Source organism: Vibrio sabulosilitoris (genome assembly GCF_055391395.1).
Genome location: NZ_AP029600.1, coordinates 636643 through 660032 on the forward strand (window position 1 = coordinate 636643; position 23390 = coordinate 660032).

A 23390-nucleotide genomic window follows, 5' to 3' on the forward strand; every position below is an offset into this window, starting at 1 on the left:
ATCTCATGGATTTATGGTATGTAAAGTATTGAAATATAGCTATATTGCATTTTTTCGACTATAAAAATTTGAGAGGGTGTAATGCTTCCAAGCTGATGATGCGGGTTCGATTCCCGCTGCACGCTCCAAGTCCTTCTAAAGTAAAAAGCCCTCAACTAGAAACCAGCGCTTAATTGCGTGTTTTGTCATATCTAAAATTTAAGCTTCTACCTGATCTCTAATCTTGTAACCGAAGCGGAAGCCTCATGCTCACTCAAGAGCGAAACATTCTAAAAGCTCAATCATCTTGGTCAAAGTTTGCGCTTTGTTGATCCAAAAAACTCGTCGCTTCTTCATCAGATTGTCGGTGAACTAGCGCTGAGAACGAACTGGAGGATTGCCGCAAAAATCCATCGACAAATTGTCATACATCAATACAATACCATCTTTAGTGAAACGATGGTTTATTTAATTTGACGTGCCGTTTTCTTCAGGTGTATTGTTCTGGCGAGAAAAGGGTGGGCCACATAAACACAAGGTATGATAATTTGATAGATATTACAGTCCTACTAGCTATGTCTCTGATATTCATAGGAGCATTTATTCAAACGGCTACTGGCTTTGGTATGGCAATCGTTGCCTCACCACTATTGCTGTACATATCACCAGACTATATACCGGGACCAATCATCATTGTCGGCTTCTTTATCGCTTCAATTAACACCTAAAAATATCGCAAACAGATATCACTAAAAGGTCTACAAAAAAGTACGATAGGTTTGCTACCAGGCAGCTGTGTTGGGGCGGCAATCCTATACTTTATCGATGTGGGCCAACTCTCAGTATTACTGGGCTCGACCGTCCTCATCGCTGTATGTGCAAGTTTGTTACCCATAAAATTAGAGGTAACTACGAAGCGATTAATGTTGGCAGGCTTCTTTTCTGGCTTCCTAGGGACAAGTTCAGGTATCGGTGGTCCACCGATGGCACTGCTCCTTCAACATCAGGCGGTAAATAAGATTCGTGCAAACTTAGCTGGGTTTTTCTTGATGAGTTCTGCTTTGTCTCTGCTGATTCAGATCCCGATTGGTTATATGAGTATTAGACATGTGATGTTGGCGCTGCCGTTGATACCAGCGGGCTATCTGGGCCACAAGTTAGCACTCTATGCGTTGCCGCGGATCTCTGCCAAATGGGTGCGTAATATTTCACTCAGCCTGTGTCTTGTTGCTGGATTAGGTGCTGTTTATTCAGGGCTCGTGGTCGTTTGATTAACTTTTAAGGGTATGTAATGAAAGATAAAATGGTATGGGTTGAGCAAGCTTGGGCCGATACATTTGAGAAGGTGAAATTCACAAGTGAGGACATCTCAGCCAGTTTTCCTACAATGACATCAAATGGTATTTACGCTGATAGCGATAGGCTTTGGGGCTGGGTAGTCGGTTTCTGGCCGGGTCTGTTATGGTTGCTGCATGAGAAAGAAGACTATGCTCTGTTTAAAGAGATCGCTATGGCGCGTGAAGAGACAATGGACGAGGCGTTAGATGAGTTTGTAAACATTCATCATGATGTCGGTTTTATGTGGCAGCTAACTTCGATCAAGCAATATGAGTTGTTGGGCAATGAACAATCGAGAACTCGCGCTTTGAGGGCGGCCAGTCATCTTGCGAGTCGGTTCAATATCAACGGCCGTTTTCTAACCGCTTGGAACAAAAATGATGTCAACAATGCAGACCCGAAAGGGCTGAGTATTATTGACAGCATGATGAACTTACCAATTCTGTATTGGGCAGCAGAGCAGTTGGATGCACCTCGATTCAAGCTAATCGCAATGGCGCACGCCGATACCGTATTGAAAGAGTTTATTCGTCAAGATGGTTCAGTGAGACATATGGTTGAGTTTGATTACTTATCGGGTAAGGTAAAACAGTATCACGGTGGTCAAGGCTACAATGAGAGCTCTGCATGGAGCCGAGGCGTTTCATGGGCGGTGCACGGTTTTGCGTTAAGCTACCAATACACTAAAGAGCCACGCTATCTTGAGGCAGCAATGAAAACAGCCGATTTCTTTATCGCAAATCTTGATGAAGACTCGGTTCCCTATTGGGATTTTAGAGCGCCGATTGAGTCGAATACACCAAGAGACACCTCCGCAGGGGCGTGTGCTGCTAGCGGCCTAGTATTGCTATCGGATTTGGCACCAACCGAAGAGTCACGCCAGCGTTATCTCACTGCGGCAAATAACATTCTACAAAGCCTGTACCACCACTATGGGACATATGGGGACAAAACCAATCAAGGTATTTTGGTTGGAGGTACTTTCAACTATCCTAAAGGACTCGGTATTGATTGCTCGTTGATTTACGGTGACTACTACTTTGTGGAAGGTCTATACAGATTGAAAAATAAGTTGGATTTAGTATAAGAGTCTGCTTAGTTTCGACACGAAAAGTGTTGAGATAATATGCAATCTCAACGCTTGTTGACATCTAAACCCACGAAAGTTAGAAGAGCAGGAGGCTAGGTTGCGTTTTGGTTGAAGCTTCTGAAAGGACAAAACTCTCGAGAGGGAAGCTTTACACTGTCGTTTATTGATAACGTACTATATGCTCAGAATTCTTGACAGGTGATATTGATCTAATCATCACGTATAGCAAGAATTAAGATTCGTTATTTTTCTATAGGTCATCACTTTTTTATCAAGATGGATAATATGAGCGAGATAGCAAAATAACTTAAAATTGACCTAGATTACTGCCTACAGCTCACACATTTACAATATTTAAATAAGTATCGGCAACGTCAAAATTAAACGACTTTTTACACTATAAGCTCGCTATGGATATTGTTTCTCTACTTGTTTAATCTGCAATTTTATGGCTGGTTGAATAAAAGTTTAGCTCATAAGTACTGGTTTTAGATGTTAATTGAGAAGGCATATTGCTAATTTTAGGCGATGATCATGTATTACAAAAGATGGACAACTCATGGTCGTTCCGAAGTGGGATACACCTGACTTAGTTGATAAGTTAGCAGTTCCTATCTTTCATATTCTATCTTATGTCATTGATTTATAGTGGTTTATAGCGGCTACTGCTAAGGCCTTGTTTTATTGGGTTTTCAATTAATTTCCATATGTATCTAAATGTCACAACTGTTAATAAAATATTCCATATACTGGGACCTTTGTTGCTAAAACACACGTAAAGATCTGGATCACAAAAAAACTTATTTAGAGTGTTAAGCTTTATATCACTCGAGATGAGTATTTAATTGAAAACAATAGTACCGTACTTAATATCTAAGATATTAGGTGAATTGAACTGGGTTATTAGAAATAGGCCAGAGGGATTGTATTACTCTGAGTTTTTCTAAGTTATTAACCATGAAAATGGAGATGGAAAGGGAAATGACCAGTAGTCTATTTTGTAGAAAGAATTTGATCGCCGTGTTAATTGGTGCATCATGTGTAGTTGCAAATGCAGCGGTTGCTAAGGAACAAGTTCAGCCTCATACCGCAAAAGCAGGTGAAAAGTGGGTGCTTCAAGAAGATCGCTCAGACGAGTTTGAGTTCGAAGATACTCGTAAGTGGGACTTCCAACCTAACCCTTTCCAAATTTGGACTTGGGACAAGAAGAACGCCATTGTTGAAGATGGTACACTAAAACTGACCGCTTCTTATGAGGAGCATCTACGCAAGTTTGAAGATGGTTGTAACGAGAAGACCATTTACGACTTCCCACTATTCTTCAAGTCGGGCATGGTGAAGTCTAAAGCAAGTGGTACTTATGGTTACTATGAAGCGAAAATGAAGGGCGCGCATCTACACCCAGGCGTTTCACCTGCATTTTGGATCTACAGTAATATTGATACCGCGCTGAAAAATGAGGGAGATATCCAGTACGCTGAGATCGATGTGGTTGAGTTGCAACAAGATGAAAAAGATGCGACTCACAGTGACCACAACCTACACAACATTATCGTAAAAGATGGTAAGCCACAGTGGGTAAGACCTAAGCCAAACCCAGAAACGCACCAGAACCTACACAACTTGGGTTTCGACCCGCGTGAGGATTTCCATATCTATGCGGTTAACGTAACGCCAGAAGAGATCACTTGGTATGTTGATGGTGAAGAAGTCGGTAAGAAGAAGAACCTTTACTGGCATAAAGAGATGAATGTGGCACTGTCAATGGGTATGCGCGGTGAGACCTTCACTCGTTGGGATTGTAACCAGTTCTACCCTAAAAATGTGACAGCTGAAGAGGCTGGCCTACCTACCACCATGGAAGTGAAGTACGTGCGTGTTTGGAAACAGGAAGAGCAAGTAAACTAATATATAATCGGGAGCCGGTGATAGCGCTTAGTCTGGATAATACTCATCTCCGGCTCCTATTCCTAATTTCACCATTGACTAAAATTGTTATTGAAACAAATGTTTCCTATATAAATATATCAAAAAATGCTTTGATAAGCGCTTATCAATACCCTTCGTTGGTCTCACCTTAGCTCCGAGTCATATTAATCAGATTGGCACTCTCGAATAGCATAACATTCCGCCCATTGTCTTGCCTGCAATACAATTGTTGTGTCATGTGGTAAAATATCCAGATTATATTCATATATAGAGTTAGGGTAAATAAATGAAGTTTGATGTTAAGAAAGTGAATGTCAAAGTTGTAGCAGTTGCTGCGATTGCGTTATTTGCGATTAACCGCACGTTTGTGATTGTCGATGCGGGTACAGCAAAGGTAGAAACCACGTTTGGTACGGTGAACACTAGTCACTATGGGGAAGGGATTTACTTCCCAGTTAACCCGTTTTCAAATTTTGATACGTACGACACGCGAAATGCACGCTATGAGGTCAATGGCCTAAACATTCCCACACAAGACCGTTTTAACTCAACCGGAAACGTGACTGTCCTTTATCGTATCGATGCGCACCGAACGCCATATATAAAGCAGAACTATGGTACCTCGGAAGAGTACATCGATAAAACGATGCGCCAGCAACTGCGCTCAATCGTTCGTGATGAAGGCCGTAAGATCAAAGACAGTCGCGGCCTTGCTCAATCAGACAATGTCACCACCATGCAGGAAAACACACGCAATCGACTGATTACGGCATTGGATGATACGGGGATTGATATCCAAGAAGTTCTCATCCAAGACATCGAGTTTGATACCCGAATCGCGCAGCAGATCCTCGATACGCAAATGCGTATTCAAGCCGAAGAGCAGAAAAAGTCGCAAGAGCGAATTGCCGCAACAGAAGCGGAAATCAAGCGTCAAAATGCAATTGGTGTCGCCAACCAAAAGCGTGAAGAGGCAGATGCCGAGGCCTATCGCCTAACCGAGGTGGCCAATGCAGAGAAAGCCGCACAAATTGCCAAAGCACAAGGTGAAGCAGAGGCGATCGAGTTGCGAGCACAGGCCGATGCAACGGCCCTGAAACTGCTGGCGGAGGCCAACCTTGAGCTAACCAAGTCCCTGACCCCTGAGATTTTAGAGAAGCAGAGGCTTGATAACGAGCAAGTGCTTTACAGTCGCTCAAAAGGCGCAGTGCCACAAACGATTGTTGGTGAGACCGATTTGCGTGCGCTTGGCGTACCTATTGCAGTAGGCAACTAGTTTAGTTTCAATCCCCTAGCGGGGTTACGGTTATCAATTGAGTGGCGATGGAATTGTATCGCCACTCATAGTGTTTTTAGGATTTCCAGTCTTTATCTTAACGTCAAGCGTGACGTTAATACCGATCACTTGGCAATGTTGAGCTTAGGCTATACATTGAATTCAATTACTTAATGTCTATTTAAGCTCTGCTTCATTTGGCCGTCAGCCCGCGTGACAAGTGAAGATTCACTATCAGACAACCATTCTCACTTCTCTTTGCTTTTTAACCATTAAAACCATTAATATTTTTTAGCCTGAATAGAAACTTGATTGCTATCGCCAATCTCACATCTTGCTTTCGCGACAATTAACTCAAACGACTTGGCAATGCTCATCTTTGCCACCTCGAATCATTTTTGTTTTATCTAAAGCGAGATTCATGAGGACGATACATGATAATTATCCAGCGAGCTTATGCTGGAACCTTGGAGTCCAGTGACCTATTGGTTGAGGTTATGCCCTCAGACGACAATGTTCTAGAAATCGAAATTACCAGCTCCGTCGAGAAGCAGTTTGATCACCTGATCCGTCAGGTTGTGACGCAAACGGTTGATGAGTTGGGTGTTCAATCCGCGTACGTGGTAGTCAATGATAAAGGAGCCCTAGATTGCGTTATTCGGGCTCGCGTTCAGGCTGCGGTTATGCGCGCCGCGAAAACAGAAGACATGATCTGGGGGAGCCTATAATGACTAAGTTACGTCGTAGTATGTTGTTCGTTCCCGGCTCTAATGCTGCCATGTTGAGCAACTCTTTTATCTATACCCCAGATGCGATCATGTTTGATCTTGAAGACTCGGTATCGATCCGCGAGAAAGATACGGCGCGCATGCTGGTGTACAACGCACTGCAACACCCTTTCTATGAAGATATTGAGACCATAGTTCGCGTTAATGGCCTCGACAGCAAGTATGGCCGAGATGATGTTAAGGCGGTGGTCAAAGCGGGCGTGAATGCGGTGCGGTTGGCAAAAACGGATACCGCCAATGATGTGATGGAGATGGATGCCTTGATAGGCGAGGCTGAGCAGGAGTTCGGTATCGAGCCTGGCAGTACCAAGATGCTTGCGGCTATCGAGTCGGCAATGGGGATCAATAATGCGGTTGAGATAGCGACGGCCTCGAAAAGGTTGATTGGTATTGCGTTGGGCGCAGAAGATTATGTCCGCGACTTGCGTACCCAACGCACACCGGATGGGACCGAGTTGCTGTTTGCGCGTTGCTCGATTTTGCAAGCGGCGAGGGCGGCTGGGATCATGGCGTTTGATACGGTGTACTCGGATGCAAACAACGAAACGGGGTTCCTTAACGAGGCGGAACTGATTAAATCGTTGGGCTTTGATGGCAAGTCGTTGATCAACCCGCGTCAAATTGAAATGTTACACAATGTCTTTGCACCATCTCAGAAGGAGGTCGATCATGCATTAGCCGTGATTGAAGCTGCTGAGGAAGCAGAAGCCCAAGGCTCTGGCGTGGCATCACTTAACGGAAAAATGGTCGATGGCCCGATTATTGAGCGGGCAAAATGGACGCTGAAGCGCGCCGAAACGGGAATCAAGGAGTAGGGACCATTATGACAAAACTAACTAATGCACTAAACCGAGAAGTCTCTATCCTAAGTGGCGAGCATCCGAATATGCGACCATTTGTTGATGCGCATGAGCTGACTAAGTACTTACTCCGGCCGGATTTAAAGGCGAGTCGTAAAGTTTACGATACGCTAGAACAAGCCATTAAAGCCTCTGGTCTTCAAGACGGTATGACCATCTCTTTTCACCACTCATTTCGCGGTGGAGATAAGGCCATCAATATGGTGATGGAGGTGATTGCCAAAATGGGTTTTAAAAACCTCACCTTAGCCTCAAGCTCGCTGGCTGCGATCCACTCACCCATGGTTGGGCACATTCAAACTGGCGTTGTGAGCAAGATCTATACCTCTGGTCTGCGTGGCGAATTGGCGGAGGCAATCTCGCGCGGACTCATGTCTGAGCCGGTGCAGATCCACTCTCATGGCGGTCGAGTTCACTTGCTTGAAACGGGCGAGCTAAAAATCGATCTGGCGTTTGTTGGTGTGCCGACATGTGATGAGTTTGGTAATGCGAACGCGACCACAGGGCGCTCGCGCTGTGGCTCACTCGGCTATGCCAAAGTCGATGCAGAGCATGCCGGCTATGTCATAGTGCTGACAGAAGAGCTGGTGGCCTATCCCAACTCGCCTGCGTCAATTGCACAAGATTGTGTTGATGCCGTTGTACAAGTAACAGAGGTCGGTGATCCGTCAAAAATTGGCGGGGACGCGACACGTATGACCAAAAATCCCCGCGAGTTACTGATTGCGAGAAAAGCGGCCGATATGATTGAAAAGTCGGGCTATTTCTATGACGGATTTTCCATGCAAACCGGCTCTGGTGGTGCCTCTTTAGCCGTGACCCGTTTCCTTGAGAGCAAGATGGTCAAAAACAATGTTACGGCAAGTTTTGCGCTAGGCGGGATCACCTCCACCATGGTGGATATGCATGAGAAGGGGTTGATCACTAAGTTATTAGATGTGCAATCCTTTGACGCAGATGCAGCCAACTCGTTGTCGCGTAATCCTAATCACCTTGAGATCTCTGCTAATCAATATGCCAACCCATCATCTAAGGGGGCTGCGGTGGAGCGGCTCGATGTGGTTATTCTTAGCGCATTAGAAATTGATACTCAGTTTAACGTCAATGTCATCACCGGCTCGGATGGGGTTATTCGAGGCGCCTCTGGTGGCCATAGCGATGCGGCGTCTTCTGCCAATCTTACTGTGGTGGTTGCCCCGCTCGTTCGTGGTCGAATTCCGACAGTGGTCGAATCGGTGTTAAATGTTGTGACGCCTGGCTCACTGATTGATGTGCTGGTGACTGATCACGGCATTGCAGTGAATCCGTTTCGTGAAGATGTGCGTTTGCGTTTGGTGGAGGCTGGTATCGACGTGGTGGATATCGAGGCGTTATTGCAACGCGCTGAATTGATGACGGGCAAACCCAAGGCGATTGAGTATCACGATAATGTGGTGGCTTATGTACGTTATCGCGACGGCTCAGTGATTGATGTGATCAAGCAAGTCAAGGAGTAGCATTTGTATAGCGGGCCAAAAGTGACACTGGAGCAAGTACTCAATAGCCGAGAGGCGCGCGTTGCGCGCCAGAACGCGTGGCTCGAATCGTACTCGCTACCCTTAGTCAGTTTCACCATAAATATGATGGTGGAGGTGAAACGCAATCGTATCTCTCAGCAAGCGTTCGACCAAGGTTGCCTAGCCATCTTGGAGACGTGCCAGTCCCATGATTTTTCTCTACATAAAGTGCAGCGATTTGAACTGGATACGGGCTTTGAATTGCTGGCTTGTGTTGGCGTAGAGAGTGCGCGTTCACTAAAAGAAGCGATGGTCACTATCGAGGACACACACCCTTTAGGCCGCCTATTTGATATCGATGTACTGGATAACCAAGGGAGGGGCCTATCACGTGAGATCTTGGGATTAGCAAGGCGCAAATGTTTACTGTGTGATGCCGAAGCCAAGGTATGTGCACGCAGTCGCGCTCATCACCTTGATCAACTCAAAGACAAAATGTGCGAGATGATAAATGATAGCGTCTAATTCGATTCGATGGCTGCTCGATGATTGCAGTCTCTATCAGTCTCTACCCAACGGGCAGATGAGACTGAATATTACTGAGCTGGTAGGAAACCTTGCGTATCATGCAATGATGCTTGAGGCGCATTTGACCCCCAAACCGGGGTTGGTCGATTGTGCCTCACCCGGTGCCCACAAGGACATGGACATTAATACTTTTGTCAAAAGCTCAAATGCCTTGCGGCCATTTATGAAAAGTTTTGTCTGTGCCGGTATTGAAGTCTCCAAATTCCCTCAAAAGGATCTTCTGCCCCATCTTCGCAACGTGGGCCTAGAGGCGGAGCGGGCGATGTTTTCTGCCACATCAGGCGTGAATACACACAAAGGCATGATCTTCACCTTGGGTCTAATTTGTGGTGCTGTCGGCTGGCTCAGTGGTAATCACCAAGCCTTTAGCAGTGACAATATTCGCAAGGTTATCATCGAGTGCTGTCAAGATTTAGTGACTGATGACCTTGAAGCGAGCATCTCGCCACCAAAAACAGCGGGGGAGCGCCTGTTTCAGCGCTATGGGATGACTGGGATCCGCGGAGAGGCAGCGCTTGGCTATCCGACCATTTTTGAGCATGGTTTGCCTATCTATGAGCATTGCATACAGCGAAATTTCTCAGAGGAGCAAGCGATGTCAAAAACCCTATTTTCGATCATGGCAAACAACAGCGATACCAACTTGGTGAATCGAGGCGGTATCGCTGGGTTACGCTATGTCCAAGCTGAATCTAAACGCCTACTTGGGCGGGTAAAATTTGATGGCCTGTATGTTAGGAAGTACATCATCAATTTTGATAAGACATTGGTTGAACGCAACCTAAGCCCAGGAGGCAGCGCAGATCTCCTCGCGGCAACCTGGCTGTTGGCGCAGCTTAACCTATGTACTCAGTCAAATTTCTCCCAACAAGATAACGATAGCCAACAACCAAATGTCCACTAAAGTCTCAACCATAAGAGGCTCGTGGTCAGCTGTCATCTTGCTCACACAGTGCTTGCCATTGGCGGGACTTTTTACTTAAGGAATCTTATGACTAAACCTATCTGTATTGGAATTATTGGTAACTATTATGGCCATGCGAGTGGAGCGGAAAACATAGAAGAGCATCCGTTGCCAAATGGGATTTTTGTTATTCATCAACAAGACGCTGAAACATTAACGTCAGAGCGTGTGGCGATTTACCCGTCAGAGGGCAGTGATGTTGATATCGAGCCAGAGTTTGTCGTGCGCTGTAAAGTGATCTATGAACGGGGACGAGTGGTTGATCTCGTGCCGCAAGCTATGACAATTGGCAATGACTACACCATTCGCACACTCGAAGGGGCAACTAAGATCAGTGATCGCAAAGCATGGGGAAGTAGATCCAAGGGAATCAACCATTCATGGTGGAAAGAGTCCTCCTTTATTGATGAAAACTGCGCTGAAAATATAAATATAGTTTCATATATCGAGCGAAATGGTAAAATACACTGCGCAACACCAATTGCAAGCTGTGCGAATACTAAGTTATTTAATGTCGAATTGATCAGATGGGTGGTAAATAAAATAAATAACCAGCAAGATGAGGGAATATATGAGCAAATCCTACCAGAGTTTGAAAAATCTGGAATGCCGGATGAGTTATTGCTGTATACAGGCGCACCGAGTTATTCTGCTTGGGGAGAGGACAACTTTATTCAGCGTGGCGATAGAGTTCATATAATGGCCTATTGTTCAGATGTTTGGCAGTCAGAACAGATAGAAATGTTGGCAACAAATAACGTTAGAGTGAATGGCTCTACAGTATTGACGTTTTCTCAAGAAATTATCTAAGTAAAATAAGAGCAATAAAAGACTTTATTGCTCTTGTCCCAAGATCCCTACAAACTCATATCTGCATGCACGACGGGAACTCGCTCGTCCAACTCAAGCTGGCTCCTGAAGCCGTAGCTGTGCTCTTTACATAACGGGACAACAAGGAGACGGTTTTGATTATCTGGTAGTTTTCGCTTGACCAAAACGCCATGTTGATGCTTGGCAGTGCAGTTCGCCTCTGAGCAAAAGTGGTACTCCTCATCGGAAAAATGCTGCCAATACTTTAGCCAATTGTTTCTTGCCGTGTCGGTGACGGTCTCATCAGAAATATTGATAACTATCATGTGGTTATTCTCTCTATCGGCGGTATGTTGGTTATTTTATTTGACTGCAAGTTTTGAATCTTTGACCGATAGCTCATGATATCGAGGTACTAAAGTAGTTAACTGGTGTTAATAAACAAAAATATTAAGGACAGCAGGTTCTCGAGGATTTGACTAAATTGAATTAATTGCGAGAGCGCTCAATGTTACGTACGAGTTATTGTAGTAACCTTAAATCGAATAATGATTTGAATGGAATGAGATTGTTATATGTTTAAAGTAAAGGTTCTCATCGTGGAAGACATCAAGGAGATGTCGAGTCTGTTGTCAGAGCACATCTCAAAGCTCTATCCCTATGAGGTGGTTGGGATTGCCCCGACAATTGCCGATGCAAGGATGATGATTAATCACTTAAAACCAACTTTGCTTATCTTAGACAATTTCCTTCCAGATGGCACAGGGCTCAACCTAATCAAGAGTTTGCGTGCTAAGGACAATCCAGTTGATGTGATCTTTGTGACCGCTGCTAGTGAGTCTGAGACGGCGGTGACAGCTATTCGCTATGGTGCCTTTGATTACCTGCTTAAGCCGTTTTCTCTTGAGCAGATTACCGATTCACTAGAGCGCTACTTTGAGTTTAGTCGCAGTGTCCATATTGAGAAGAATGAGAATATAAACCAAGCGTTTGTAAAGAAAATCTACAATACCCACCTCAACTCTGACAGTGTGATTAACCACCCTAAGGGTATTGATGTGATCACCTTACAAAAGGTCCTAGCTGTGTTTGAGGAGGGTGAGGAGTATACCGCTGATGTGATCAGTGAGAAGACCTCGATCAGCCGCACAACAGCGAGGCGCTACTTAGAATATGCGGCAAACATTGGTCAGCTGTCGGCTGATATTAAGCATGGTAAAGTCGGTCGTCCGCAGCGTACGTTCCGCTCAGCGGTGGTGAGAAACATGCCGGAATCGGCAGACAATTAAGCTTGATTTGAAGCGAAGAAAAGAGGAGCCAAGTAGCTCCTCTTTTGCTTAGGTGCTTTTGGTCAGGCGAATGGGTAGCTAGAGATTGAGTTCACCCTCGAAGATCTTTTTCGCCGTTCTGATCAATGAAATAGAAGACACCTTACCCTGCTCACGTGCAACCTTCAGGTCGATAAAACCCGAAGGGTGTTCAATACAGTTATTGACCAGCTGATCCTTTAACTGAAGCATCTCAGAGCTCACCGTGCCCTCAAAGCACAGCGACATGGTGATCGCAATGCTGCCTGTGACAGCAATGGCTTTATGACACCGGTTTGGTACATAATAGCGGGCACAAATAGTGCCTTGCTCAGTTTGTGGTTTTGCAATCAGTACCGGTTTTGGGATGACTTTATCAGATACATCACCAAGCCCCATCATCTCACCGGCCTGGCGGCGCAGAGCCTCAAGTCGGCAGGTAAACTCACTATCGGCATCCAGCTCAGCAGGTGACTCGTAACCGCTTTTACCAAACTGAGAGGCTTCGACAATCATGACCGGAATTGCCGCATCGACGCAACTGATGCGAAACTCACCGACCCTATCTACGGTGTTTCCGGTGGGAAATAGTTTGCCTGTTTTCGCCCCTTCAACATCAAGGAAACTCAGCTCAATTGGGGCACCTGGACTGTTTACACCACTGATGTAGGTGTCACCGTGGTAATTGACTTGGTTGTTTGGTGTGTCGATATTAGCGTGAATAATTTTGTTGGTATTAAGGTTACGGATCCGAACTAGGGTTTTATTGCCCTGGACTTTGACCAGTCCTTTTTCAATCGCAAATGGCCCGACACCTGAGAGAATATTTCCGCAATTGGGCGAGAAATCCACATTTTGCTTTTCGATTCCGACTTGGGCGAATAGGTAATCAACATCCGCTTCAGGGGAATCTGAAGAGCCCACAATCGCGGTTTTGCTGGTCAAGCTGTTACCACCCCCGAGGCCTTCAACCTGCAACTCATGGCCAGAGCCCATGGCTTTCATCAGTACATCAGCTATTTGCTCTCGGTTTTCAGGTAAGTCTGAGGCAAGGAAGTAAGGGCCACGCGAGGTGCCGCCTCGCATTAAAACGCAGGGTAGTGTGGTTGGTTGGGTCATAGCAATCCCTCATTGTTCATGGAGTTGCCTCTATAGTCGAGCAATCCCTCAATCAGATTTGCGACAACACAAACGCCCGCCCAAGAAATAAAAACACACTATGGACAAAATGAACAAAACCCCTAAACAAGGACACACACTAAATCGGGGTATTTGCAGTTCTTCAATGAAAGAGTTTCTTAATAAAGTTTCTTATAAGGACAGGCACGTTACTGCGTTACTGAGGCTTGGTTTTCAGAGAAGTGGCTTAAGACTGATTCAAGAATTTGGACATGAAGAGGAACGGTCACATACGAGAACAACAGCATAGAGGTGTTAGCTTTTTTGCCAACCCGAGAGGATACGAACGTAATCAGAAACTAAGCAATAAGCACAAGATAACTGCAACCAACCTCGGCACTATCTTAGGTGAGCTTAAAATCGACAAAAGGTGGATGGGAGCAGTCTGACTCAATTCAAAAAATCCAATATGACGGTATATTGTTGAAGAAATGCGTTTAGGCTAACTGGAAGAGGTGCAGCTTCTTCTTGTTGAAAATAGACTTGGCTTTGTTAGCCAGCAACCTTGAACCAACAGCAGTTGAACGTTTGATCTCGAATTGGGTACAGATTTTGAGCCAACAACGCTGGTCAAAATTGAGTCTGTCCAAAATCAAAGGTTTTGTACTATCAAGAGAGGCTTTACCCTCTCGAAACCGACGTGCGCTCCAGTCAACAAGTTCAATGTAATCGATTAGCCGAAAAGGTATACCACTAGATGTTTGATTGCGGGTATATCCAACAAATGGGTGAAGGAAAGAGGCGGTAAGTTGCATTTCAGATAGTGCGTCGACTCTTGCTTTTATTGATGTAAACTCGGACGTCTCTGGTGTTTCAGCCGTCCCCGCTCTAACAGGATTTAAATCTACGTAAGCCATTGCTGCAGCCAGGGCTTTTTCGTCGAGTAAAGCTTGGCTTTTGAACCGACTTTCCCAAAAGTGGCCGGTGCAATTGTCCTCACGGTTGGCCTTACATGCGATATCGTAATTGAGTTCTTTCATAAACCAACTCAAACACCATAACCTATGTCGCCAAGTTTCTATCAGTTTTAGAGCCTTAGTTTCTTCTAACCCACTTTCAAGTTGGTTGGCTTGCCAGCGCTTGATGATTGCTGGAAGTTTGTGCAGATATCTCCAACGTTCGACCACATCATGATGACTCAGATTTAAAGCGCGTTCTTTATTGATATTCACCACTAGATGATAGTGATTGCTCATGATTGCGAACGCACAGATGTCTATACAGTAAACACTCGCGAGTAATTGGATTTTTTGTCTTATCCACTGTCTACGATGTTCGTAGCTGATTTGGTTGTGAGGGTCTTTTCCACATAAAAAGCTGCGTCGAACACAGCGGGATACGCAGTGATAATAGGAGGTTACATCAGTCGAGATCAGTTGTTTTCTAGCTGTAGTCATAGATGGTTCCTCAACGAGATATGGGAGAAAGTTTAACAGTGGATCTGGGTTAAACTTGCGAGTGAGTATTCAAAAATAGAAAAACAATGCTAATACCATACTTTAGTATTTTTGATGCTTGTGCTCGAAACTGCTGTTTGGTGTGTGTCCCGTTAGAAATCGATACTTTTGGCTTCTCGAATCTCGAGCTCAAAAGCACTGTCCAGACTTTTGACTTGTCGATAATTCGGTATATGTCCTCTAATTACTTAGTGTATGTCCTCAAATAAACTCAAATAAAGACAAGGTGTGTGTCCTCGGATGAAAAAAACCGCTACCTCGGTGGTAGCGGCTCTATTTAGTTATTGATTATTAGTAAGTTAAGCTACAGCCTCTTTTTGTTTCTTCATCTTAGCAATCTTGTTGCCAATCATTGGCCAGAAGACGACAGCCAGTACTGCGATAAAGATGGTCAAAGTGATTGGGCGGGTGAAGAAGGAGGTGATGTCGCCGTTGGCAATCAGTAGTTGACGGCGGAAACTCTCTTCCATCATGTTCCCTAGTACAATACCCAAGATTAGTGACGCGGATGAGAACTTGTACTTTTTCACAAAGTAGCCAAAGATACCGAACGCGAGCATGATCCAGATTTGGAATACGTCGTTGGTTCTTGCATAGGCGCCAATGATAGAGAACATCACAATCATCGGGGCAATCAAGCCGTATGGCAGTCTCAATACCGCAGCAAAGGCTTTTACTGCAAAGCGACCACTAAAGAACACAACGATACTGGCCACTAGCATTGAGAAGAAGATGCAGTAGAGTAGCAGTGGCTGCTCAGCCATCAGTTGAGGACCGGGTTGTAAGCCTTGTAGTACCAATGCGGCGAGGATAATCGCTGTTGTTGGTGACCCCGGAATACCCAGAACCAAAGTTGGAATCATTGCGCCACCGCCTGCGGCGTTGTTTGCAGTCTCTGGGGCCAGTACACCTTCTTCTGCGCCTTTACCAAACTTCTCTTTGTCTTTGCTCGAGCGAGCTGCTTCGCCATAGCTGACAATCGAGGCAATTGAGCCGCCTGTCCCCGGAAGGATACCGACACAGGTGCCGATGACGGCTGATTTAATTACGGTTGCTTTGTATTTAAAGAAGTCTCTCAGGCTAATACTCTCAAGTGACACTTTACCTGAGTCACCGGTGGTACCGTCGTTTCGGCTCGCACGGTTGATGATCTGCTTGAACACCTCTGCCATCGCAAATGAGCCGATCATGATAGGGATGTACTCAATACCATTAAGGAATTGAATCTCACCGAAGGTTAAACGGGACACACCCGTCATTGGGTCCATACCTATCATTGCAATCAAGATACCAATGAGACCGGTGGCTAACGCTTTGCCAAGGTTCTTTGAGCCGACGGATGAGATACATGCCATGCCAAGTAGAGTCAGTGCAAAGTACTCAGCACTTTGGATTTTAAGCGCAATTTTTGATAGGGCCGGCGCTAACAGCAGCAGCATCACGACAGCGAAGATACCACCAAATGAAGAGCCAGACATCGCCAGGCCCAGCGCCTTGCCCGCGCGGCCTTTTTGCGCCATCGGATAGCCATCAAACGTGGTCGCTACCGATTCGGCCGTACCTGGTGTGTTGAACAATATTGCGGTAATGGATCCCCCGTAAGCAGAGCCAGCGTAAAGCGCAACCAGCAGGATAATCGAAGGGTAGATCCCCATGTAGTAGGTGAACGGTATCATCAGTACTATACCCATTGACGAGCTGATCCCAGGTAGGGTACCAAAGCACACCCCTAGACACATACCGACAATGATGAGCGCGAAGTTAGTGGGGACAAAGATAACTTGTAGTGCCTCCACCAATAGTGCAAAGTCCATTATTTCACTCCTTTGTAATTAATTAGTAGAGCAGGTAACTAATTGACTCAAATAACCCAACTCCGCGAGGAAGAGGAATACTCAAGACGTTACCGAACACGAAGGTAAATGCGATAGCACCAATGACCGTGGTCGACACCATGCGTAGTGGCTTACGCTCGTTGAGGATATACATCACCGATGGAATAATGATTACCGTACCAAACCAGAAGCCGACATAACCAATCACCATGACAAACACCACGATGACGCCAAGCACTGCCAGGAAACCTGGGTCGAGTTCCTTGATCTTCTGTTTCTCACCACTCGAGGCCCCCGCAGTAGCTTTGTAGGCTTTCATTGCTTTGTATAACGATGGAACCAGCAGTCCGATAGCTAAGATAATGATTGCCTGAGGGAACCCTGCCGGGCCGATGGGGTCAGTCATACGCGCGGTATTAATGTCCATCGACTCGCCAAAGAAAACGCCTAATAGGGCGATCAGGAAAATATGAAAAATAATTTCACCCATGATTTGCTCTCACTCTTATTTCAAGCCAACTTGCTTGGCGACTTTCTCAAACTTCTGATACTCCTGTTCCCACTGCTGTTGGAAGCCTTCGGAATCTAAGTAACCAGGGCGGATATTTACCAGGTTTAACTCGGCAAAATCTTGGTATTCTTGTGTGCCGTAAGCGACTTTCATCTTGTCGATCAAGTACTCTTTCACTTCAGGCGGAGTGCCCGACTTAACCACAAAGCCACGCCATGAGCCAATGGTCACGTCGTAACCCAACTCTTTGGTGGTTGGGACATCAGCGAACACATCAATGTGAGAGATACGCTCATCATTGAGCACAACAACCGGTTTCACTTTGCCATCTTTGATGTAGTTGACGGCAGACACGATCTTGTCGAGGTAGATATCGACCTCGCCACCAAGTACAGCAGCCTTTACTTCTGAGCCTGACTTATATGGAATGAATTTAATATCAACGCCGGTTTCAGCAGCTAGTGCGTTAAGTGTCAGGTCATCAAGACCACCGGGGCTTATCCCACCGAAGGTGACCGGATTTTTCTGGCCATATTCCACCAACTCTTCAAAAGAGCTAAAGCGGCTCTCGCCAGGTAGGCATAAGATGTAAATGTCAGATTGGATGCGTGCGAGAGGCTCGAAATCACGCATGAACTTCACTGCGTCACTGACCTCAAGTGCATCAGCAATCACCATTGAAGGAGTCACAGAAAGGATGGTGTAGCCATCGCTTGGTTTTTGTGCGGCGTAAACCATACCAACCAAACCACTACTGCCTTTTTTGTTTACAGCTTGGATCGGCTGATCCATTTGGCTTGCCATTAGCTCAGAGAATTTGCGAGCAAAGGTGTCACTCGCACCACCCTCTCCAAAAGGAATGATCATCTCGATCGGCTTTTTGGGGTAGTTTGACGTGTCTTGTGCGCTGTTTTCTGGTCCACAGCCCGCGAGTAAGATTGCGGCGGCAACGCTTGATAAACAAATTATTTTTTTCATAGGGCACATCCTCAGATATTGTTTGTGTCGCTGATTCAAATCCTGAATCTGAGGGTAATAATAAGAAGAATGGTTAATGTGGAGTGTGACCGCAGCAGGTATAAAATTGAAACACAATAGACAGTATGGTTTTTATGGTTCTAATTCGAATAGGAGTTTATCTTTAGATTTAAGTTTATGATTTATATAAATTTAATTGTGTGGCGTGAAGTCATATCAATTTGGTTTTTAACGATTTTTTGGTAAAGTTTAAATAGTTTATTCAAGCAAATTTAAACTATTCAATAACCGATAAATTAGGTATGCTGGCTTCAAAGTAATTAGGGGTAATCGGGGTTATTTTGAAGACGATCTCATTTTTTCAGCGTGTTTTTCTTTGGATGCTATTTATTGCGTTTTGTTTAGTGGCGATCTTTGGCTTTATCCTTTACGAGAATGTGACCTCGGTTCGCGTGGCGTCGATGAAATCACTCGCACTGACTCAGGCCCGCTTGATTGCCTCAAACACTCAGTTACGTGAAGCGGTTGAGACAGAAAATACTCTGATGATCAAGCACCTAATGCGCAACTATGAAGCACCTGCCAACATTGATTATGTCTCAGTTGCTAATGTCGACCAGATCCGTCTCTATCACAGCAAGGGGCGCGGGGTCGGTGTACGCTTTGTTGATGCCAGTTTGGAAAATAAGTCATTGATCAAGGCAAGGGTGCCGATCTTTACCGATGATCAGTTCATCGGTATTGTTTCTGTCGGCGTTGATTACGATGAAGCGATTAATAATGTGTATCAAAGATTTATCTTTGCAATGGGGTTAGCCGTCCTCGTTATGGCACTGTTGGCTTTGACCAGTCGACGCTTCGTGCATTATCTTGCTAATAATATGCAACATCAAAGCCCCAAACAGATCGAGATGGCACTCAAGCTTCGCCAAGGTATTCTCAATACGGTCTTTGAAGGGGTGATTGCCGTCGATAAAGATAATCACATCTTGGTGATCAATGACTCAGCGCTCAAATTTCTGCATATTCTCGATGGACGGGATAAAGTTCATGGCAGTGACATCAGCGACTATATCTATCCGACGGATTTTTTCTCTATTTCGAATCAGGAGGAGATCTCTGACAAAGCCATTGTCTGTAACGGAGAAACCATTGTAGCTAACCGCAAGTATATGCTCGATAGTAAAGGCGAGCGCAGTGGGGTGGTGATCAGCTTTCGTCTAAATACTGAGATCAGTGAGCTTGAGCAGACGATTAACGCCGTGAATAACGATAAAGAGAATCTGCGTGCCATTATCCATGAGTTCAACAACCAAATTGCGATAATTTATGGCTTGCTGCAGATGGAGAAGTACGAGAAAGCACGCGATTTTATCCAAGCGGAGCATCAAAGTAAGCAGAGTGACATCTATCATGTGTCAAAAACACTGCGTATACCAACCCTCGTAGCCCTTGTGTTAAGCAAAATATCGCGGGCCAAAGAACTCGGTATTACACTGGAGGTTGACCCATTAAGTGCGATTCACTCAGACAATTTACCTATCAGTGAGGCGAAAATCACCTGTATCATAGGTAATTTGATCAACAACGCCTTTGAGGCGATTGTCAAGGCACAGCCGAGCACGCGCATCGTTCGTCTATACATTCATCATGCCAACGAGTTGTTGATTGAGGTCGAAGACAGTGGCAATGGTATCCGACCGGAAGATATCGATAAGATCTTTGAGCGTTCATACACGGCCAAACAGGGTAAGAACCGCGGTATTGGCCTTAATTTAATTCGTCAAATTGTCACCAACGAAAACGGCACCATTATTGTCGAAGAGTCAGAGCTCGGCGGCGCGCTATTTAATCTCTATATCCCAGACAATATCCATACCACCCCAGTATCGAAACCTGTCGAAACCCAACGCGAAGTAATCGAAAACCATCAATTAGTATAAATTAACCAACGCGGACGTCGCACTTAGGTGCGCACCTCGTTCCAAGTCGCCCCTCGAGGTCCAAAATCTCGGGAAAACTGTTCGTTGTGTGACAAACTGCCATCGAACGCCAAAATACTCGCCCCTCGTAGGGCAACGCCCGTTCCCGCTCCTCGAACCTCAAATTATTGTGTTCATAAAATCCATACTGTTTTTTTATCTCTCAGACCTTGGCGCAGTCAGTCACGTTCCTAAGTAGGAAAGTAAGAAAAACTAACGCTAACAAACCAGACAGGAAGCGTTGAGTATGAAAGAAGTCTACCAAGAATACCTAATAAAATGTGCCGACCGCGCCGAAATGGGAGTGGCTCGCCCCTCTTTGACCTTATCAGAGGTTGAGGCATGTTTTAGCCTTTTATCGAGTGAAACGGATCAGTCGCTGATTGAAGAGATTGTTGAGCTTATCCGCTATCAAACCCCGGCGGGGGTGGATGAAGCGGCACAACTCAAATCGGATAAGTTATACCAAATTGCCACTAATGCACTTGAGATTCACGGTATCACGCCAATCGTTGCCGCGAAAATGCTCGGCAGTATGGTGGGTGGTTATTGTGTAGATAAACTGATTGCATTGCTGGATAACGAGGCATTGGCTTGGGTGGCGGCGGATGAGCTCGAGAATATGATCTTGGTCTACGACAAATCCGATGAGATTATCGCGCTCGCGCAGCGAGGAAACCACTACGCCAAGCAGGTGCTAGATAGCTGGGCGAATAAAGAGTGGTTTACGCGTAAAGACCCAGTTGCTGATCGGATCACCACGACGGTATTCAAAGTTGTCGGCGAGAGTACAACCGATGATTTTTCTCCAGCACCCGATGCTTGGTCTCGCCCGGATGTTCCGCTACATGCAAAAAGTATGTATAAAAACCCTCGCGATGGCGTTTGGCCAGACAAGGAGGGTGTAACCGGTCCAGTGGCCCAGATTGAAGAGCTGAAATCCAAAGGTAACCCAATTTGTTTTGTTGGTGATGTTGTTGGGACAGGCTCGTCACGTAAATCTGCAGCGAACTCACTACTTTGGTATATCGGTGAGGCGATCCCTTTTGTGCCAAATAAGAAAGTGGGTGGTGTCGTACTCGGCGGAAAGATTGCACCAATTTTCTTCAATACGCTAGAAGACTCGGGTGCCCTGCCAATCGAGGTGGACGTATCACTACTGCAAACCGGTGACATTATTGATATCTACCCCTATGAGGGGGTGATTCGTCGCAATGGAACGGATGTCGAGATCACTCGCTTCGACCTCAAGCATGATGCGATCCTTGATCAAGTACGTGCTGGTGGACGCATCCCTTATCTGATTGGTCAGTCACTGACAAAGCGTGTTCGTCGTGAATTAGGCCTACCGATTGAGACCAATGCCAGCGATGAACAGTCAGGCGCATACACGCTCGCGCAGAAAATGGTCGGCAAAGCATGTGGAGTTAGTGGGGTTAAACCGGGCACCTTTGTCACGCCAAAAGTTGCTACAGTTGGCTCTCAAGATACCACCGGCGGCATGACGCGTGATGAGATAAAAGACCTCGCTTGTACCCGCTTTAGTGCAGACTTAGTCATGCAATCTTTCTGTCATACATCGGCGTATCCTCGCCTAATCGACAGTAAGTTGCATCAAACTCTACCTGACTTCTTTCATCAAAGAGGCGGCATTGCCCTGCGTCCGGGTGATGGTGTGATTCACTCCTGGCTAAATCGAATGCTGGTCCCTGATACTCTCGGGACTGGTGGTGACAGTCACACCCGCTTCCCGGTAGGGATCTCATTCCCAGCAGGATCTGGACTGGTTGCCTACGCGGCAGCCACAGGCACCATGCCAATTGATATGCCCGAATCGGTGTTGGTGAAGTTTAGCGGTGAAATGCAACCGGGGATCACCTTGCGCGACCTTGTTCATGCCATCCCATACGTAGCACGTCAGCAGGGCTTACTTACACTTGAAAAAGCCAATAAGCAGAATGTGTTCTCTGGGCGGATCATTGAGATCGAAGGGCTTGAGCACTTGAGTGTGGATGAAGCATTTGAGCTCACAGACGCGTCAGCGGAGCGCTCATCAGCGGCCTGTACCATAGCGTTGACCGAAGACAAGGTGGTGGAGAATATGCGCTCGAATGTGACACTGCTCAATTGGATGATCAACAGTGGCTATGGCGACCGAGCCGCACTGCAAAACCGTGTTGAGGCGATTGAGACTTGGCTCGCAAGCCCAAGCTTACTCAAGGCGGATCAAGATGCTGAGTATGCGGCGGTGATTGAGATTGACCTTAACGAGATCACGGAGCCAATCTTATGCTGTCCGAACGATCCCGATGATGCTCGATTGCTGTCAGAAGTGACAGGTACGAAAATCGAGGAGGCATTTGTTGGTTCGTGCATGACCAATATTGGTCACTTTAGAGCCGTCGCACAACTGCTAGAGGACCAAGCAAAGATAGTCGAATCAAAGCTGTGGCTTGCACCACCCACCATTATGGATGAAATGAAACTGCGCCAAGAGGGCTGCTTTTATACCTATGTCCGCTACGGCGCACGAGTTGAAGAGCCGGGCTGCTCTTTGTGTATGGGTAACCAAGCCCGAGCGGCAGAGGGCACGACCGTGGTCTCGACCTCAACGCGCAACTTTCCTAACCGAGTAGGGACCAATACCCAGGTATTTCTCGCATCGGCAGAGCTTGCGGTGCTCGCGTCTGTGGTAGGGCGCTTGCCTACAGTTGATGAGTACCTACAGGCGGTTGCAGTGCTTAGCGAGAGTCGAAATCAGATTTATCGTTACCTTAAGTTCGACCAAGATCCTCGATACAACAAAGAGCTTAACTTGGTGTTAAGCTCTTAGGTTCAAGGTTCAAGGTTCAAGGTTCGAGGTTCGAGGTTCGAGTAGTATACCGAGTGGGTTGAATTTCGCTTATTAAGTCTATTCGTGTAAGTCTGTAGGATAAGATTCATCGTGCTGAGGCGCGATGAGTCTTTTTTGCGTTTATGTTAGCGCAAAATAGTCGCGAGAATTTCGTTGCCCAGAGAAATAA

At 45.9% G+C, this 23390-nt stretch carries 18 protein-coding genes and 1 pseudogene; 13 read left to right on the forward strand and 6 right to left on the reverse strand.

Going from position 1 to position 23390, the window contains the following annotated elements; all coding sequences use genetic code 11:
- Positions 1–554 precede the first annotated feature (554 nt).
- From ACZ5R2_RS18590 to ACZ5R2_RS18635, 10 genes and pseudogenes are all read left to right on the forward strand, one after another.
- Positions 555–1250 (forward strand): annotated as a pseudogene (locus tag ACZ5R2_RS18590) (sulfite exporter TauE/SafE family protein).
- 20 nt (positions 1251–1270) lie between these two features.
- The gene (locus ACZ5R2_RS18595) at positions 1271–2404 is read left to right on the forward strand and encodes a hypothetical protein (RefSeq protein WP_464903120.1); all 1134 of its coding nucleotides are present in this window, start codon (positions 1271–1273) and stop codon (positions 2402–2404) included.
- A gap of 984 nt (positions 2405–3388) precedes the next feature.
- Entirely contained in the window at positions 3389–4315 is a 927-nt protein-coding gene (locus tag ACZ5R2_RS18600; protein ID WP_464903119.1) for a family 16 glycosylhydrolase, read from the forward strand.
- Positions 4316–4622: 307 nt separating this feature from the next.
- Positions 4623–5612 carry an SPFH domain-containing protein gene (locus ACZ5R2_RS18605; protein WP_464903118.1) on the forward strand — a complete coding sequence of 330 codons (990 nt, stop codon included), beginning with the start codon at positions 4623–4625 and terminating at the stop codon, positions 5610–5612.
- Positions 5613–6046: 434 nt separating this feature from the next.
- Positions 6047–6340, forward strand: a complete 294-nt coding sequence (gene citD / locus ACZ5R2_RS18610) for a citrate lyase acyl carrier protein (RefSeq protein ID WP_438458646.1) — start codon at positions 6047–6049, stop codon at positions 6338–6340.
- Positions 6340–7215, forward strand: coding sequence for a citrate (pro-3S)-lyase subunit beta (citE, locus tag ACZ5R2_RS18615; protein ID WP_464903117.1), 876 nt, complete (start codon positions 6340–6342; stop codon positions 7213–7215). The genes citD and citE overlap by 1 nt, the downstream gene beginning before the upstream one ends.
- A gap of 71 nt (positions 7216–7286) precedes the next feature.
- The gene (citF, locus tag ACZ5R2_RS18620) at positions 7287–8756 is read left to right on the forward strand and encodes a citrate lyase subunit alpha (RefSeq protein ID WP_464903668.1); all 1470 of its coding nucleotides are present in this window, start codon (positions 7287–7289) and stop codon (positions 8754–8756) included.
- A gap of 3 nt (positions 8757–8759) precedes the next feature.
- Complete coding sequence (gene citX, locus ACZ5R2_RS18625; protein WP_464903116.1) at positions 8760–9281, forward strand: citrate lyase holo-[acyl-carrier protein] synthase; 522 nt, start codon at positions 8760–8762, stop codon at positions 9279–9281.
- Positions 9268–10248, forward strand: coding sequence for a triphosphoribosyl-dephospho-CoA synthase CitG (citG, locus tag ACZ5R2_RS18630; protein ID WP_464903115.1), 981 nt, complete (start codon positions 9268–9270; stop codon positions 10246–10248). Before citX ends, citG begins: the two co-directional genes overlap by 14 nt.
- 87 nt (positions 10249–10335) lie before the next feature.
- The gene (locus ACZ5R2_RS18635) at positions 10336–11118 is read left to right on the forward strand and encodes a DUF5718 family protein (RefSeq protein WP_464903114.1); all 783 of its coding nucleotides are present in this window, start codon (positions 10336–10338) and stop codon (positions 11116–11118) included.
- Positions 11119–11165: 47 nt separating this feature from the next.
- Here ACZ5R2_RS18635 and ACZ5R2_RS18640 read toward each other — a convergent pair whose 3' ends face one another.
- Complete coding sequence (locus tag ACZ5R2_RS18640; protein ID WP_464903113.1) at positions 11166–11444, reverse strand: hypothetical protein; 279 nt, start codon at positions 11442–11444, stop codon at positions 11166–11168.
- 249 nt (positions 11445–11693) lie between these two features.
- Between ACZ5R2_RS18640 and ACZ5R2_RS18645 the strand changes: the two genes are divergently transcribed.
- Positions 11694–12407 (forward strand): response regulator, encoded by a 714-nt coding sequence (locus ACZ5R2_RS18645; protein ID WP_438474655.1) that lies wholly within the window; start codon positions 11694–11696, stop codon positions 12405–12407.
- A gap of 78 nt (positions 12408–12485) precedes the next feature.
- On the opposite strand, the gene ACZ5R2_RS18650 is transcribed toward ACZ5R2_RS18645, so the two are convergent.
- The 5 genes from ACZ5R2_RS18650 to ACZ5R2_RS18670 form a co-directional block, all read right to left on the reverse strand.
- On the reverse strand, positions 12486–13544 hold the full coding sequence (locus ACZ5R2_RS18650) for a 4-oxalomesaconate tautomerase (protein ID WP_464903112.1): 1059 nt from the start codon (positions 13542–13544) through the stop codon (positions 12486–12488).
- 497 nt (positions 13545–14041) lie between these two features.
- Positions 14042–15001, reverse strand: a complete 960-nt coding sequence (locus ACZ5R2_RS18655; RefSeq protein ID WP_464903111.1) for a transposase — start codon at positions 14999–15001, stop codon at positions 14042–14044.
- Positions 15002–15360: 359 nt separating this feature from the next.
- Complete coding sequence (locus ACZ5R2_RS18660) at positions 15361–16875, reverse strand: tripartite tricarboxylate transporter permease (protein WP_464903110.1); 1515 nt, start codon at positions 16873–16875, stop codon at positions 15361–15363.
- A 22-nt stretch (positions 16876–16897) separates the two neighbouring features.
- The gene (locus ACZ5R2_RS18665) at positions 16898–17386 is read right to left on the reverse strand and encodes a tripartite tricarboxylate transporter TctB family protein (protein WP_464903109.1); all 489 of its coding nucleotides are present in this window, start codon (positions 17384–17386) and stop codon (positions 16898–16900) included.
- Between the two features lie 15 nt (positions 17387–17401).
- Positions 17402–18385: a Bug family tripartite tricarboxylate transporter substrate binding protein gene (locus ACZ5R2_RS18670; protein ID WP_464903108.1), complete on the reverse strand. Its 984-nt coding sequence runs from the start codon at positions 18383–18385 to the stop codon at positions 17402–17404.
- A 341-nt stretch (positions 18386–18726) separates the two neighbouring features.
- On the opposite strand from ACZ5R2_RS18670, the gene ACZ5R2_RS18675 reads away from it, so the two are divergent.
- Together ACZ5R2_RS18675 and ACZ5R2_RS18680 are read left to right on the forward strand one after the other, a co-directional pair.
- Positions 18727–20328 (forward strand): sensor histidine kinase, encoded by a 1602-nt coding sequence (locus ACZ5R2_RS18675; RefSeq protein WP_464903107.1) that lies wholly within the window; start codon positions 18727–18729, stop codon positions 20326–20328.
- A gap of 286 nt (positions 20329–20614) precedes the next feature.
- Positions 20615–23200, forward strand: coding sequence for a bifunctional aconitate hydratase 2/2-methylisocitrate dehydratase (locus ACZ5R2_RS18680; RefSeq protein ID WP_464903106.1), 2586 nt, complete (start codon positions 20615–20617; stop codon positions 23198–23200).
- The last annotated feature ends 190 nt before the right edge of the window (positions 23201–23390 follow it).

Excerpts from the sequence above, each read along its gene's own strand:
- citF (WP_464903668.1), top strand. The coding sequence starts at position 7,287 with ATGCGACCATTTGTTGATGCGCATGAGCTGACTAAGTACTTACTCCGG.
- ACZ5R2_RS18650 (WP_464903112.1), bottom strand. The coding sequence starts at position 13,544 with ATGACCCAACCAACCACACTACCCTGCGTTTTAATGCGAGGCGGCACC.
- ACZ5R2_RS18600 (WP_464903119.1), top strand. The coding sequence starts at position 3,389 with ATGACCAGTAGTCTATTTTGTAGAAAGAATTTGATCGCCGTGTTAATT.
- ACZ5R2_RS18645 (WP_438474655.1), top strand. The coding sequence starts at position 11,694 with ATGTTTAAAGTAAAGGTTCTCATCGTGGAAGACATCAAGGAGATGTCG.
- ACZ5R2_RS18665 (WP_464903109.1), bottom strand. The coding sequence starts at position 17,386 with ATGGGTGAAATTATTTTTCATATTTTCCTGATCGCCCTATTAGGCGTT.
- ACZ5R2_RS18670 (WP_464903108.1), bottom strand. The coding sequence starts at position 18,385 with ATGAAAAAAATAATTTGTTTATCAAGCGTTGCCGCCGCAATCTTACTC.
- citD (WP_438458646.1), top strand. The coding sequence starts at position 6,047 with ATGATAATTATCCAGCGAGCTTATGCTGGAACCTTGGAGTCCAGTGAC.
- ACZ5R2_RS18635 (WP_464903114.1), top strand. The coding sequence starts at position 10,336 with ATGACTAAACCTATCTGTATTGGAATTATTGGTAACTATTATGGCCAT.
- ACZ5R2_RS18640 (WP_464903113.1), bottom strand. The coding sequence starts at position 11,444 with ATGATAGTTATCAATATTTCTGATGAGACCGTCACCGACACGGCAAGA.
- citE (WP_464903117.1), top strand. The coding sequence starts at position 6,340 with ATGACTAAGTTACGTCGTAGTATGTTGTTCGTTCCCGGCTCTAATGCT.
- ACZ5R2_RS18660 (WP_464903110.1), bottom strand. The coding sequence starts at position 16,875 with ATGGACTTTGCACTATTGGTGGAGGCACTACAAGTTATCTTTGTCCCC.
- ACZ5R2_RS18655 (WP_464903111.1), bottom strand. The coding sequence starts at position 15,001 with ATGACTACAGCTAGAAAACAACTGATCTCGACTGATGTAACCTCCTAT.
- ACZ5R2_RS18605 (WP_464903118.1), top strand. The coding sequence starts at position 4,623 with ATGAAGTTTGATGTTAAGAAAGTGAATGTCAAAGTTGTAGCAGTTGCT.
- citG (WP_464903115.1), top strand. The coding sequence starts at position 9,268 with ATGATAGCGTCTAATTCGATTCGATGGCTGCTCGATGATTGCAGTCTC.
- ACZ5R2_RS18595 (WP_464903120.1), top strand. The coding sequence starts at position 1,271 with ATGAAAGATAAAATGGTATGGGTTGAGCAAGCTTGGGCCGATACATTT.
- ACZ5R2_RS18680 (WP_464903106.1), top strand. The coding sequence starts at position 20,615 with ATGAAAGAAGTCTACCAAGAATACCTAATAAAATGTGCCGACCGCGCC.